This window comes from Pseudomonas maumuensis, assembly GCF_019139675.1.
In the GTDB taxonomy this organism is placed as follows: Bacteria; Pseudomonadota; Gammaproteobacteria; order Pseudomonadales; family Pseudomonadaceae; genus Aquipseudomonas; species Aquipseudomonas maumuensis.
Map to the genome: position 1 here is coordinate 1,293,694 of NZ_CP077077.1, position 13,442 is coordinate 1,307,135.

Sequence of the window (13,442 nt, forward strand, 5' to 3'; positions counted from 1 at the left end):
GTTAGCGCGGTGCAGTGATTCAGGCCTGGGTGGCGAGTTCGGCCATCCTCAGTAGCACCGCATGCAGCCCATTGCTGCGCGACGGTGATAACTGCCGCTCCAGCCCCAGTTGGGTAAACCAGGCGCTCAGGTCGAGCGCTGCCAACTGATCGCTGGCCAAGCCTTGTACCCGCACAAAAAGAAGTGCCAGCAACCCCCGCAGCATCCGCGCATCGCTGCCGGCCTTGAACCGCCACTGGCCGTCATCCTGCACCGCCACCAGCCACACCAGGCTCTCGCAGCCATGCACCCGGTTTGCTTCGGTCTTTTCGCTGTCGCCCAGTGGCTCCAAGCGGTCACCCCACTGCATCAGCAACCGCGCCCGCTGCTCCCAGCCACGCGCCTGTTCGAAAGCTTCCAGCGCTTGGCTGGCCTCTGGCGAAAGGTTCATCGCAACAGCTCCAGGCCTTTGTCGAGCGCCTCGAAGAAGCGCTGCAGGTCGTCGCTGTCGGAATACAGCCCCAGCGATACGCGGATCGCGCCATCGAGCCCCAGGTGCCTGAGCAGTGGCATGGCGCAATGGTGCCCGGCGCGCACGGCGATGCCCTGTTCGGTCAGCAGGTGGGCGATATCGGCGTTGTGCATGCCATCGATGACGAAACTGGCCAAAGCCGCCTCGGGTGAGCCGAGCAGGCGAACCCCCTCGCGATCGGCCAGGCCTCGTACCAGGTGCTGGTGCAGGCTGGTTTCATGGGCGGCCACGGCATGTACGTCGAGGCTGGCCAGGTAGTCCAGGGTGGCGCCCAGGCCGATCACCCCGGCAATCGGCGGGGTGCCGGCTTCGAAACCCAGTGGCGCGGGGCGGAAGCTGGCGCTCTGGTAGTCCGCCATCTGCACCATTTCTCCGCCGTATTGCCAGTGACGCAGCAACGCCAGCGCATCCTGACGGCCGTAAAGTACGCCCACCCCGTCGGGACCATAGAGCTTGTGGCTGGAGAACACATAGAAGTCGCACGCCAGTTGCTGCACGTCATGCCGGCCGTGGACCACGCCCTGGGCGCCATCGACGACACTCAATGCGCCTTGGGCACGGGCATGTGCCAGCAACGGCGCCAGCGGTTGCCAGGTGCCCAGTACGTTGGACAGTTGGCTGATGGCGAGTAGGCGGGTGCGTGGGCCGATCAGTTGCAGGGCCTGTTCCAGGTCGACATGCCCCTGGTCGGTGACCGGCAGGACCACCAGGCGCAGGTTGCGGCGATGCGCCAACTGTTGCCAGGGCAGCAGATTGGCATGGTGCTCCAGGGCGCTGACGGCAATTTCGTCTCCGGCCTCGAAGCGGTGCTCCAGGCCATAGGCCAACAGGTTTAGAGCCGAAGTGGCGCCATGGGTGAAGACGATCTGCCGCGAGTCGGCAGCATTGAGCCAGGCGGCGAGCTTGTCGCGGGTGCCCTCGAAAGCCTGAGTCGCCAGGGCTCCGGGCAGGTGCTGGGCGCGGTGTACGTTGGCTGCGCCATGGCCGTAGTAGTGGCTTAGCGCATCGAGCAGGGCCTGGGGTTTCTGCGTGGTGGCGGCGCTGTCCAGGTAGGTCTGGTGCTGCCGTTGCAGGGCGGCGATGGCCGGGAAATCGGTACGCCAGGGGGAGGGCTGGAACATGTTCGCGGGGCCTGGAATGAAAAATCGGGTCTGCCCGTAGGAGCAGACCCGATCTTATCACCTCAAACCCAGGCAGAGCCTCAGTTGTGAGCGTGCAGTGCCTCGTTCAGTTCGATGGCCGACTTGTGGGTCTTGCATTCCACGGCGCCATTGAGCGAGTTGCGGCGGAACAGCAAGTCGGTCTGGCCGGCCAGATCGCGCGCCTTGACCACCTTGACCAGCTGGTTGTTCTCGTCCAGCAGGTTCACCTTGGTGCCGGCGGTGATGTACAGGCCGGCTTCGACGGTGTTGCGGTCGCCCAGGGGGATGCCGATACCGGCGTTGGCGCCGATCAGGCAGCCTTCGCCAACCTTGATGACGATGTTGCCACCGCCGGACAGGGTGCCCATGGTCGAGCAGCCGCCGCCGAGGTCCGAGCCCTTGCCGACGAACACGCCAGCGGAGACGCGGCCTTCGATCATGCCCGGGCCTTCGGTGCCGGCGTTAAAGTTGACGAAGCCTTCGTGCATGATGGTGGTGCCTTCGCCAATGTAGGCGCCCAGGCGCACACGGGCGGTGTCGGCGATGCGCACGCCGGCTGGCACCACGTAGTCGGTCATCTTCGGGAACTTGTCCACCGAGAACACTTCCAGCAGCTCGCCTTTCAGGCGTGCTTCCAGTTGCCGCTCGGCAAGCTCTGCCAGGTCGACCGCGCCCTGGTTGGTCCAGGCGACGTTTGGCAGCAGCGGGAAGATGCCGGCCAGCGACACACCGTGCGGCTTGACCAGGCGGTGCGACAGCAGGTGCAGCTTGAGGTAGGCCTCGGGGGTGGAGGCCAGGGCGCCGTCTTCTGCCAGCAGGGTGGCGACCAGCGGCTTGTGGCTTTCGGCCAGGCGGGTCAGCAGGGCGGCCTGGGCGGCATCGACGCCCTTGAGCGCGTCGGCCAGCTGGGCGGCCTGGGCGGTGCTGAAGGCGATGGCCTGGTTGCCACCCTCATAACCGAGGACCGGTGCAATGGCCGCGACCAGTTCGGCGGACGGCTTGAGCACAGGCTGTGCGTAGAAGACTTCCAGCCAGGCGCCCTGGCGGTTCTGGGTGCCGACACCGAAGGCCAGGCTGAACAGCGATTGAGACATGCGATTACCTCATGCGAAAAGGGGATGGAGCGTAATGCGTGATCAGGCCAGCGCCGCCGCGTACAGGTCGGGCTTGAAGCCGACCAGCGTGCGTTCGCCGAGGTCGAGCACCGGGCGCTTGATCATCGACGGTTGGGCGACCATCAGTTCGACGGCCTTGGCCTGGTCGAGGTCGGCCTTGCTGGCGTCGTCGAGCTTGCGGAAAGTGGTCCCGGCGCGGTTCAGCACGACTTCCCAGCCATGCTCGTCGCACCAGCGGTTCAGGCTGTCGCGGTCGATGCCTTGGGTCTTGTAGTCGTGGAAGTCGTAGCCAATGGCCTTTTCTTCAAGCCAGGTACGGGCCTTTTTCATGGTGTCGCAGGCTTTGATGCCGTAGAGAGTGTAAGCCATTGAAATGCCTGGGGCTGCCGGCCGTGGCCTGGCGTCCCCGATACTCCTTGAAGATTGGGTGGCAGCGATTATGCGGTATCGATGGGGTTGGCGCCACGGCTGCGGGCCCGAAGGTATAGGGGGATGTATGTCACATCGTCTCAAGTAGCATTGTGTTACATATTCGCCGGTGGGTTGCGACTAACGTGCAGCGGTCCACGATAGAAGGTCCTCGCTAACATATTGTTTCAATGGCGATGTTTCGCCTTGCTGTCGTTTCTCCGATCACACAGGAAGCTTGCCGATGCAGTCAGCCTATACCGTTCTTATCCTGCTGATGCTGGTGAGCGTGTCGAAACTGGTGGGGCGCGTGTTGCCGCTGCCGCTGCCACTGGTGCAGATCGGCGCGGGCGCCCTGTTGGCCTGGCCGACTCTGGGCCTGCACGTGGCGCTGGATCCGGAGCTGTTCCTGTTCCTGTTCTTGCCGCCGTTGCTGTTCGCCGATGGCTGGCGCATGCCCAAGCGCGAGCTGTGGCGCATACGCGGGCCGGTGGTGGCCCTGGCGGTGGGGCTGGTGCTGTTCACCGTGGTCGGTGCCGGGTACTTCATCCACTGGCTGCTGCCGGGCATTCCCCTGCCGGTGGCCTTTGCCCTGGCGGCGGTGCTGTCGCCCACCGATGCTGTGGCGGTCTCGGCCATCACCCAGGACCGCCTGCCCACGCCGCTGATGCACATGCTCCAGGGCGAGGCATTGATGAACGACGCCTCGGGCCTGGTGACCTTCAAGTTCGCCCTGGCCGCCGCCATCACCGGCGTATTCTCGCTGACCGAGGCCAGCCTGACCTTCGTGCTCGTCGCCCTTGGTGGCTTGGCGGTGGGCGTGGCGCTGAGCTGGCTGGTGGGACGCCTGCGCATGTGGATGATCACCCGCGGCTGGGACGATCCGGCCACCCACGTGGTGTTCATGCTGCTGCTGCCGTTCGCCGCCTACGTGCTGGCCGAGCGCCTGGGCGTGTCGGGCATCCTCTCGGCGGTGGCCGCGGGCATGATGCAGAGCTGGCTCGACCTGCTGCCGCGCCAGACCAGCACCCGCCTGCTCAATCGCAGTGTCTGGTCATTGCTGGAGTTCGCCTTCAACGGCCTGATCTTCCTGCTGCTCGGCCTGCAGTTGCCGGACATCATCAAGGCGGTGGTCACCGACGAGGCGACGGTCTGGCCGACCCTGGCCTGGCGCTGCCTGGACGTGGTGGCGATCTTCGCCGCGCTGGTGCTGCTGCGCTTTGTCTGGGTGCAGAGCATCTGGCGGGCGATCGGCGTGGTGCGGCGCTGGCGCGGCAAGCCGGCGCTGGTGCTGATGCCGACCGCGCGCTCCTGCTGGTTGCTGACCCTCGGCGGCGTGCGCGGGGCGGTGACCCTGGCGGGCGTGATGTCGGTGCCGCTGCTGATGGGAGCGGGCAAAGCCTTCCCCGAGCGCGACCTGCTGATCTTCATCGCCGCCGGGGTGATCCTGCTGTCGCTGGTCAGCGCGGTGATTGCCTTGCCGATTCTGCTGCGTGGCGTGACCAAGAGCCCCGACGAGCGCTTGCACCAAGAAGTGCAGGAAGCCTGGCGGCGCACCGCCGAGGCGGCCATTCATGCTTTGGAAGCCGAGGAAGTGATCGACGCCAATGCGCCCCAGGACGCTGCCCAGGCCACCCTGGCCACCGAGCTGAAGGCGCGGTTGATGGCCGAGTACCGAGATGAACTGGACAGCTACAACGACAGCGCCGAAGCGCGGGCGCTGGCGGAGCAGATGGATCTGCTGGAGCGTCGCCTGCGCCTGCGGGCATTACGTGCTCAGCGCCTGGAACTGTACGAGCTGCATCGCCAGCATCTGGTGGGTGATGAGGTGGTGCGACAGGTGCTGGGGGAGTTGGACATGAGCGAGGCGAACCTGGGCCAGGTTCGCTAGTGACGCAGGGGCCGCAGGGCGGCCCCATACGACTCAACGGCTGCGCAGGAAGTCGCGAATCCTCTCGGCGGCCTCGATGCACTCGGCCAGCGGCGCGACCAGTGCCATGCGCACGCGCCCGGCGCCCGGGTTGACCCCTTCCACCTCGCGGGACAGGTACGAACCCGGCACCACCGTCACATGTTCGGCCTCGAACAGGTCGCGGGTGAAATCGGCATCGCTACCCGGCACCTTGGCCCACAGGTAGAAGCTGCCATCCGGGCGCTGCACATCCATTACCGGCTGCAGGATGTCGAGCACCGCGTCGTACTTGGCGCGGTACTGGTCGCGGTTTTCGCGCACGTGGGCCTCGTCCTGCCAGGCGGCGATGCTGGCCAGCTGGGTCTGCACCGGCATGGCGCAACCATGGTAGGTGCGGTATAGCAGGAACGGCTTGATGATCTCGGCGTCGCCAGCCACGAAGCCCGAACGCAGCCCCGGCAGGTTGGAGCGCTTGGACAGGCTATGGAACACCACGCAGCGCTTGAAATCGCTGCGGCCCAGTTCCGCGCAGGCGCTCAGCAGGCCCGGTGGCGGCGCGTCCTCGTCGAAGTAGAGCTCGCTGTAGCACTCGTCGGCGGCAATCACGAAGTCGTGTTCGTCGGCCAGGGCGATCAGCTTCTTCAGGGTGTCCATCGGCACCAGGGCGCCGGTGGGATTGCCCGGGGAGCACAGGAACAGGATCTGGCAGCGCTTCCACACTTCTGCCGGCACGGCATCGAAGTCGGGGTTGAAACCGTTGTCTTCCAGGCACGGCAGGTAATGCGGGGTGGCACCGGCCAGCAGCGCTGCGCCTTCGTAGATCTGGTAGAACGGGTTGGGGCTGACCACCAGGCCGGCCTCGGCGCGGTTGACCACGGCTTGGGTGAAGGCGAACAGCGCTTCGCGGGTGCCATTGACCGGCAGGATATGGCGGTCGGCGTCCAGCCAGCCCGACGGTACGCCGAAGCGCCGTTCGCACCACTGGCCAATGGCCTGGCGCAGGGCTGGCAGGCCGATGGTGCTGGGGTAGACCGCCAGCTTGTCGAGGTTGTCAGCCATGGCCTTGGCGACGAAGGCTGGCGATTCATGCTTCGGCTCACCGATCGACAGGGCGATGGCGCGCTTGTCGGCTGCCGGTTTCACGGTGCCCAGCAGGGCGCGCAGTTTCTCGAACGGGTAGGGCTGGAGCTGGGTCAGGGCGTGGTTCATCGGCGCAAGGTCTCGTTAGCGTCAAAAGGTCATGCGGGTAGGGCTGGCGTCGCTGGCCTGGCCGGCCTGCAACTGCTGGACGATGGCTTCCTGCAGGCGGCTGCACAGCTGCGGGTCGGACAGCGGCTGGTTGTCGGCATCGGTGATGAAGAACACGTCTTCCACGCGCTCGCCGAGGGTGGCGATCTTGGCGTTCTGCAGCGAGATGTCGAACTCGAGGAAGATCCGCCCGATCCTGGCCAGCAGGCCGGGGCGGTCGGGCGCGGTGATCTCGAGGATGGTCACCGGACGCTGGGCGTCGTTGAGGATCGTCACCTGCGGCGGGAAGTCGAAGTGCTTGAGCTGACGCGGCACCCGACGCTGGATGATCGCCGGGTAGTCCTCGGGGTTGCGCAGCGCGTCGCTCAGGCCGTCACGGATCTGCCTGACTCGCTGTGGATTGTCGCCGATCGAGCCGCCGTCGTTGTCGAGCACGATATAGGTGTCGAGGGTGAACTGGCTGCTCGAGGTGATGATCCGGGCGTCATGGATGTTCAGGTTGAGCTGGGCCATGGCGGCCACGGTCACGGCGAAGAAATCGTGCTGGTCGGGGGCATAGATGAAGATCTGCGTGCCGCCCTCGAACTCGCGTTGGGTGGTTTCCTTGATCAGCACCAGCGGGCCGCCATCGGCCGGTTGCTGGAGGATCGCATCGCTGTGCCAGGCCACATCGGCGGCGTTGTGCTTGAGGAAGTAGTCGTCGCCCAGCTGCGACCAGAGCTGCTCGACGTCATCCGGATCAGTGCCCTCGCGCACCAGGATATCCAGCGCCGCGCTCTGGGTCTGGCGGATCTGCTCTTCGCGGTCCAGCGGGTTTTCCAGGCCACGGCGCAGGGCGCGCTTGGTCTCGGTGTAGAGCTGGCGCAGCAGGCTCGCCCGCCAGGAGTTCCACAGGCTGGGGTTGGTGGCGTTGATGTCGGCCACGGTCAGCACGTAGAGGTAGTCCAGCCGTGTTTCGTCACCGACATGCAGGGCGAAATCGTTGATCACCTGCGGGTCGGAGAGGTCCTTGCGCTGGGCGGTGGTGGACATCACCAAGTGGTTCAGCACCAGCCAGACGATCAGGCGGCTGTCCCAGGCCGGCAGCTGATGCCGTTCGCAGAACTGCTGCGCATCCACCGCACCCAGTTCGGAGTGGTCGCCCTGGCGACCCTTGCCGATGTCGTGGTAAAGGCCGGCCAGGTAGATCAGCTCGGGCTTGGGCAGGCGCCCCATGAGCTTGCTGGCCAGCGGGAATTTCTCCGAGACCGGGGTGTATTGCAGTTTGCGCAGGTGCTTGATCAGGTTGAGGGTGTGGGCATCGACCGTGTAAATGTGGAACAGGTCGTGCTGCATCTGCCCGACGATCAGGCCGAACTCCGGCAGGTAGCGGCCGAGGATACCGTAGCGGTTCATTCGCCGCAGGTTGCGGTGGATACCGATCTCGCACTTGAACAGTTCGATGAACAGGCTGGTGTTGCGGATATCGTGGCGGAACTTGTCGTCGATCAGGTGGCGATGTTCGCGCAGCAGGCGCACGGTGTCGGCGCGCACGCCCTTGATTTCGGGGTGCTGGGCCATCAGCACGAAGATTTCCAGCATGGCGAACGGGGTACGCCGGAAAATGTTCGGATTGACCGCTTCTATATAGCCGTCATGCAGGCGGAACCGGGCGTTGATCGGTTGGGTGGCACCGCTGTCATCGGCCAGGATCACCTCTTCGAAATGCTGGATGATCAGGTCGCACAGCTGGCTGATGCTCATCACCACCCGGTAGTACTGCTGCATGAACTGTTCGATGGCGCGCTTGGGGTTCTCGTCGGTGTAGCCCAGCAGCGCGGCGATGCTGCGCTGGTGGTCGAACAGCAGGCGGTCTTCGGCGCGGCCGGCGAGCATGTGCAGGGCGTAGCGCACACGCCAGAGGAAGGCCTGGGATGAGGCCAGCAGCTCGTTTTCGCTCTCCAGCAGGAAGTCCTCGCCCGCCAGCGCGTGCAGGTTCAGCGTGCCGTACTGGCGCCTGGCTACCCAGAGCACGGTCTGGATGTCGCGCAGGCCGCCCGGGCCGCCCTTGACGTTGGGCTCGAGGTTGTACTCGGTGTCGTTGTACTTGTGGTGGCGGGCCTTGAGTTCGGCCCGTTTGGCCAAGAAAAATTCCTTGCTGGGCCACATGTGCGCGGTGCTGGTGGCGTCGAGCATGCGCTGGCGCAGGGCCTCGGGGCCGGCGATGGTGCGGCTTTCCATCAGGTTGGTGATGACCGTGAGGTCGGCCCGGGCCTGCTCGGCGCACTCGTCGACGGTGCGCACGCTCTGGCCGACTTCCAGGCCGATGTCCCAGAGCAGCGTAAGGAAGCGCTCGATGGCATCGCGGTACTGCTCGTGCTCGGCGGCGTCGAGCAGGATCAGCAGGTCGATGTCCGAGTACGGATGCAGCTCGCCACGGCCGTAGCCGCCCACCGCCACCAGGGCGATGCCGCCTGGCGCGCCCCAGCTGAACTGGTGCCAGGCCTGCTGCAGGATGTTGTCGACGAACCAGGCACGGTCCTCGATCAGGCGGCGGATCTCACGGCCTTCGCGAAAACGCTTGTCGAGCACCTCGCCGGCCAGGCGGATGGCCTTCTTGAAAGCGGCGATGGGGCTTGCCTTGAGGGCCAGTTCCGCCTGGAACTGGCCGCGATCGAACAGCTCGGGATCCACCTGGGGCATCGAGTCGCGTTCCTGTCGTTCAGTATCAGGCCGAGGTGCGCGGGATGGTATCGTCCTTGCGCAGGGTGAAGATCTCGTAGCCGGTAGCGGTCACCACCAGGGTGTGCTCCCACTGGGCCGAGAGTTTGCGGTCCTTGGTGATGGCGGTCCAGCCGTCGCCAAGGACCTTGGTGTCGGCCTTGCCCTGGTTGATCATCGGCTCGATGGTGAAGGTCATGCCTTCCTTGAGTTCCATGCCGGTACCGGCGCGGCCGTAGTGGAGAATCTGCGGCTCTTCGTGGAACACCTTGCCGATACCGTGGCCGCAGAACTCGCGGACCACCGAGAAACCGTTCTTCTCGGCGTGCTTCTGGATCACCTCGCCGATGTCGCCCAGGCGGCAGCCGGGTTTGACCAGCTCGATGGCCTTGTACAGGCATTCCTGGGTGACCTTGGACAGGCGCTCGGCCCACGGCGCGACGGTGCCGACATGGAACATGCGGCTGGTGTCGCCATGGTAGCCGTCCTTGATCACGGTCACGTCGATGTTGATGGTGTCGCCATCCTTCAGCGCCTTGTCATTGGGGATGCCATGGCAGACCACGTGGTTGATCGAGGTGCAGATCGACTTGGGGAAGCCTTTGTAGTTCAGCGGCGCCGGGATGGCCTTCTGCTCGTTGACGATATAGTCGTGGCAGAGGCGGTCGAGTTCCTCGGTGGTGATACCGGGCTTGACGTGTGGCTCGATCATTTCCAGCACTTCGGCGGCCAGGCGGCCGGCGATGCGCATCTTCTCGATGTCTTCTGCGGTCTTGATGGTGACGGTCATTACAGGCTCTCTACGGCGCCGCGGGCGGCGCGAACAAACGGGAAAGGCCGGATTCTACCAGAGCGCGGCGGCGATCTGTCGGGAGAGTCCAGCAGATCCGGTGGTCTATTGAGGGCATTCTGGCCCCAAAGGACGGGCGCTGCAAAAACCACTGACGGACGAAGCATCATCCGGGTTCCGTTCGCTCGCCGGCTGTGGTATAAAATGCGCCGCTTTCGGGGGATGTCCTCCGTCAGCTCAAACCCACACACGTGTCGACACGATGGCCTGGGTGCCCGGTTTCCCTGGAAACACGGGTTGGTCATTGGGATACGTGGAGGCCCAACCCGACTTATCAAGGAACTATCATGTCCCAAGTCAACATGCGCGATATGCTGAAGGCCGGTGTGCACTTCGGCCACCAGACCCGTTACTGGAACCCGAAAATGGGCAAGTACATTTTCGGCGCGCGCAACAAGATCCACATCATCAACCTGGAAAAAACCCTGCCGATGTTCAACGAGGCTCTGTCCTTCGTAGAGCGCCTGGCCCAGGGCAAGAACAAGATCATGTTCGTCGGCACCAAGCGTTCCGCCGGCAAGATCGTCGCCGAGCAGGCTGCTCGTTGCGGTTCGCCATACGTTGATCACCGTTGGTTGGGCGGCATGCTGACCAACTACAAAACCATCCGCGCCTCGATCAAGCGTCTGCGCGACCTGGAAACCCAGGCCGAAGACGGCACCTTTGCCAAGCTGACCAAGAAAGAAGCCCTGATGCGTTCGCGCGATCTGGAAAAGCTGGACCGCAGCCTGGGTGGTATCAAGGACATGGGCGGCCTGCCTGATGCCCTGTTCGTGATCGACGTCGACCACGAGCGCATTGCCATCACCGAAGCCAACAAGCTGGGCATCCCGGTCATCGGCGTTGTCGATACCAACAGCAGCCCTGAAGGTGTTGACTACATCATCCCAGGTAACGATGACGCCATCCGCGCCATCGAGCTGTACATGACTTCGATGGCCGACGCGGTCATCCGCGGCCGCAACAACGTTGCCGGCGGCACTGAAGTCTACGCTGAAGAAGCGGCTGCACCTGCTGCTGAGTAATTGACGCCTGGCGTCTACTTGGCACGCAAAAAGGGGGCTTGGCCCCCTTTTTGCCACCTTGAAATCCTGCTGTCAGCAACGGCCCCGCATCATGGGCGAGCTGATATAAAGGCAGCGATTTGCAGAATTTAACGCCCGTGACGAGCGGGTGGAATGGTTGAAAAACTTTCCAAGAGGATTTTGAAATGGCAGCAATTACTGCGGCGCTGGTCAAAGAACTGCGCGAGCGTACCGGCGAAGGCATGATGGATTGCAAGAAGGCCCTGGAAAAGGCCGGCGGCGACATCGAGAAAGCCATTGACGACATGCGTGCCTCGGGCGCCATCAAGGCCGCCAAAAAGGCTGGCAACGTCGCTGCTGAAGGCGCTATCGCCGTCAAGACCGACGGTAAATCCGCCGTTCTGCTGGAAGTGAACTCGCAGACCGACTTCCTGGCTCTGCAGGACGACTTCAAGAACTTCGTAGCCGAAAGCATCGAAGAAGCCTTCGCCCAGAAGCTGACCGACGCCGCTCCGCTGATCGCCTCGCGTGAAGCTGCTCGTGAAGCCCTGGTTGCCAAGTGCGGCGAGAACGTCAACATCCGTCGCCTGGTGCGCGTTGAGGGTGACGTTGTCGGTGCCTACCTGCACGGTAACAAGATCGGTGCAGTTGTTGTCCTGAAAGGCGGTGACGTCGATCTGGCCAAGAACATCGCCATGCACGTTGCCGCTTCGAACCCAGAGTTCCTGGACGCGTCGGAAATCTCCGCCGAGGCCATCGAGCGCGAGAAGAACGTCTTCCTGCAGCTGAACGCCGACAAGATCGCGGGCAAGCCGGAAAACATCGTTGAAAACATGATCAACGGTCGTATCTCCAAGTTCAAAGCCGAAGCCTCGCTGAAAGAGCAAGCCTTCGTGATGGATCCGGAAGTCAAAGTTGGCGCGCTGGCCAAGAAAGCCGGTGCTGAAATCGTTTCCTTCACCTACTTCAAGGTCGGCGAAGGCATCGAGAAGCCGGTCGACGACTTCGCTGCCGAAGTTGCCGCCCAGGTAGCTGCCGCCAAGCAGTAAGACGGACTCGTCTGTCGCCCCAAAGAGGCTGCCCGCTCACGCGCGCAGCCTCTTTGTCAAAGCGGGAGTGGTTTACCAGACCGCTGCTCGCTGACGCAGTAGCTGCGTCACGCTAGAGTTACGCGCAGGCTGAAACAGCCCGCCAGATTTTTACAAACGCCGCAGGAGAGATTCGCAATGGCTCAGCAGGGCAGTGGTCATCAGGCTCGCTATAAACGCATTCTACTCAAACTTAGCGGCGAGGCCCTGATGGGCTCGGAAGAGTTCGGGATCGACCCCAAGGTCCTGGATCGCATGGCGCTGGAAGTCGGCCAGCTGGTCGGCATCGGCGTCCAGGTCGGCCTGGTGATCGGTGGTGGCAACCTGTTCCGTGGTGCGGCGCTCAGCGCAGCCGGCATGGATCGGGTCACTGGCGACCACATGGGCATGCTGGCGACCGTGATGAATGCACTGGCCATGCGCGACGCGCTGGAGCGGGCGAATATCACCGCGATCGTCATGTCGGCCATCTCCATGGTCGGCGTTACCGATCACTATGATCGCCGCAAGGCCATGCGCCACCTGAACTCGAAAGAAGTCGTGATCTTCGCTGCCGGTACCGGCAACCCGTTCTTCACCACCGACTCCGCCGCTTGCCTGCGCGCCATCGAAATCGATGCCGACGTGGTATTGAAGGCAACCAAGGTCGATGGTGTATACACTGCAGATCCATTCAAGGACCCGCATGCCGAGAAGTTCGATCATCTGTCCTACGATGAAGTGCTGGATCGCAAGCTGGGTGTAATGGACCTGACGGCAATCTGCCTGTGCCGCGATCACAAGATGCCGTTGCGCGTCTTCAACATGAACAAACCCGGCGCCCTGCTGAACATCGTGCATGGCGGCGCGGAAGGAACTCTGATCGAGGAAGTTCAAAAATGATCAACGAAATCAAGAAAGACGCCCAGGCGCGCATGCAAAAGTCGCTGGAGTCGCTGATCCACGCATTTGGCCAGATCCGCACCGGCAAGGCGCACCCCAGCGTCCTGGGCAGCGTGATGGTGCCTTACTATGGCACCGACACCCCGCTGACCGGCGTGGCCAACGTGACCGTGAAAGACAACCAGACCCTGCAAGTGGTGCCTTTCGAGCGCAACATGCTGGGTGCCATCGACAAGGCCATCGGCAGCGCTGGCTTGAACCTCAACCCGACCAACCTGGGCGAGTTGCTGCTGGTCAATATGCCCCCGCTGACCGAAGAAACCCGCAAGGGCTTCACCAAGCAGGCTCGCGCCGCGGCTGAAGACGCGCGCGTTGCCGTGCGTAACATTCGTCGTGACGCCATGGGTGAGCTGAAAAAATTGTCCAAGGACAAGGAAATCAGTGAAGACGAAGAACGTCGTGCCAGTGCGGACATCGACAAACTGATCAAGGATTTCGAAGCGAAGATCGCCAAGGCCACCGATGACAAAGAAAAGGACCTGATGGCCATCTAAGGGTCAG

Annotated in this window: 12 protein-coding genes; 5 read left to right on the forward strand and 7 right to left on the reverse strand. The window is 63.5% G+C overall.

The genetic code is table 11. From position 1 onward, the window contains the following. Nucleotides 1–19: 19 nt before the first annotated feature. From KSS90_RS05990 to KSS90_RS06005, 4 genes are all read right to left on the reverse strand, one after another. Nucleotides 20–430, reverse strand: a complete 411-nt coding sequence (locus tag KSS90_RS05990) for a SufE family protein (protein WP_217868596.1) — start codon at nt 428–430, stop codon at nt 20–22. Then, nucleotides 427–1,632, reverse strand: coding sequence for a cysteine desulfurase (locus KSS90_RS05995; protein ID WP_217868597.1), 1,206 nt, complete (start codon nt 1,630–1,632; stop codon nt 427–429). The genes KSS90_RS05990 and KSS90_RS05995 overlap by 4 nt, the downstream gene beginning before the upstream one ends. An 80-nt stretch (nt 1,633–1,712) precedes the next feature. Beyond that, on the reverse strand, nt 1,713–2,747 hold the full coding sequence (dapD, locus tag KSS90_RS06000) for a 2,3,4,5-tetrahydropyridine-2,6-dicarboxylate N-succinyltransferase (protein WP_110701871.1): 1,035 nt from the start codon (nt 2,745–2,747) through the stop codon (nt 1,713–1,715). A 42-nt stretch (nt 2,748–2,789) separates the two neighbouring features. Beyond that, on the reverse strand, nt 2,790–3,137 hold the full coding sequence (locus KSS90_RS06005; RefSeq protein ID WP_046854389.1) for an ArsC family reductase: 348 nt from the start codon (nt 3,135–3,137) through the stop codon (nt 2,790–2,792). Nucleotides 3,138–3,420: 283 nt separating this feature from the next. Between KSS90_RS06005 and KSS90_RS06010 the strand changes: the two genes are divergently transcribed. Further along, entirely contained in the window at nt 3,421–5,067 is a 1,647-nt protein-coding gene (locus KSS90_RS06010) for a Na+/H+ antiporter (protein ID WP_217868598.1), read from the forward strand. A 33-nt stretch (nt 5,068–5,100) separates the two neighbouring features. Here KSS90_RS06010 and dapC read toward each other — a convergent pair whose 3' ends face one another. From dapC to map, 3 genes are read right to left on the reverse strand one after another with little or no spacing between them, the layout of a single operon-like run. Continuing rightward, nucleotides 5,101–6,297 carry a succinyldiaminopimelate transaminase gene (dapC, locus tag KSS90_RS06015; RefSeq protein WP_217868599.1) on the reverse strand — a complete coding sequence of 399 codons (1,197 nt, stop codon included), beginning with the start codon at nt 6,295–6,297 and terminating at the stop codon, nt 5,101–5,103. 21 nt (nt 6,298–6,318) lie between these two features. Further along, nucleotides 6,319–9,018 (reverse strand): [protein-PII] uridylyltransferase, encoded by a 2,700-nt coding sequence (locus KSS90_RS06020; protein WP_217868600.1) that lies wholly within the window; start codon nt 9,016–9,018, stop codon nt 6,319–6,321. Nucleotides 9,019–9,043: 25 nt separating this feature from the next. Next, entirely contained in the window at nt 9,044–9,826 is a 783-nt protein-coding gene (gene map / locus KSS90_RS06025) for a type I methionyl aminopeptidase (RefSeq protein ID WP_217868601.1), read from the reverse strand. A gap of 347 nt (nt 9,827–10,173) precedes the next feature. Here map and rpsB point away from each other — a divergent pair, with 347 nt between their 5' ends. From rpsB to frr, 4 genes are all read left to right on the forward strand, one after another. Next, complete coding sequence (rpsB, locus tag KSS90_RS06030; protein WP_028690678.1) at nt 10,174–10,911, forward strand: 30S ribosomal protein S2; 738 nt, start codon at nt 10,174–10,176, stop codon at nt 10,909–10,911. Nucleotides 10,912–11,096: 185 nt separating this feature from the next. Further along, nucleotides 11,097–11,960 (forward strand): translation elongation factor Ts, encoded by an 864-nt coding sequence (gene tsf / locus KSS90_RS06035; RefSeq protein WP_050704410.1) that lies wholly within the window; start codon nt 11,097–11,099, stop codon nt 11,958–11,960. Nucleotides 11,961–12,137: 177 nt separating this feature from the next. After that, nucleotides 12,138–12,881, forward strand: coding sequence for a UMP kinase (pyrH, locus tag KSS90_RS06040; RefSeq protein WP_023629889.1), 744 nt, complete (start codon nt 12,138–12,140; stop codon nt 12,879–12,881). Then, complete coding sequence (gene frr, locus KSS90_RS06045; protein WP_217868602.1) at nt 12,878–13,435, forward strand: ribosome recycling factor; 558 nt, start codon at nt 12,878–12,880, stop codon at nt 13,433–13,435. Before pyrH ends, frr begins: the two co-directional genes overlap by 4 nt. The last annotated feature ends 7 nt before the right edge of the window (nt 13,436–13,442 follow it).

Bases quoted from the DNA above. Each gene is read 5' to 3' on its own strand.
- KSS90_RS06020 (WP_217868600.1), bottom strand. From the start codon at position 9,018: ATGCCCCAGGTGGATCCCGAGCTGTTCGATCGCGGCCAGTTCCAGGCG.
- KSS90_RS05990 (WP_217868596.1), bottom strand. From the start codon at position 430: ATGAACCTTTCGCCAGAGGCCAGCCAAGCGCTGGAAGCTTTCGAACAG.
- dapC (WP_217868599.1), bottom strand. From the start codon at position 6,297: ATGAACCACGCCCTGACCCAGCTCCAGCCCTACCCGTTCGAGAAACTG.
- map (WP_217868601.1), bottom strand. From the start codon at position 9,826: ATGACCGTCACCATCAAGACCGCAGAAGACATCGAGAAGATGCGCATC.
- tsf (WP_050704410.1), top strand. From the start codon at position 11,097: ATGGCAGCAATTACTGCGGCGCTGGTCAAAGAACTGCGCGAGCGTACC.
- frr (WP_217868602.1), top strand. From the start codon at position 12,878: ATGATCAACGAAATCAAGAAAGACGCCCAGGCGCGCATGCAAAAGTCG.
- rpsB (WP_028690678.1), top strand. From the start codon at position 10,174: ATGTCCCAAGTCAACATGCGCGATATGCTGAAGGCCGGTGTGCACTTC.
- KSS90_RS06010 (WP_217868598.1), top strand. From the start codon at position 3,421: ATGCAGTCAGCCTATACCGTTCTTATCCTGCTGATGCTGGTGAGCGTG.
- KSS90_RS06005 (WP_046854389.1), bottom strand. From the start codon at position 3,137: ATGGCTTACACTCTCTACGGCATCAAAGCCTGCGACACCATGAAAAAG.
- dapD (WP_110701871.1), bottom strand. From the start codon at position 2,747: ATGTCTCAATCGCTGTTCAGCCTGGCCTTCGGTGTCGGCACCCAGAAC.
- pyrH (WP_023629889.1), top strand. From the start codon at position 12,138: ATGGCTCAGCAGGGCAGTGGTCATCAGGCTCGCTATAAACGCATTCTA.
- KSS90_RS05995 (WP_217868597.1), bottom strand. From the start codon at position 1,632: ATGTTCCAGCCCTCCCCCTGGCGTACCGATTTCCCGGCCATCGCCGCC.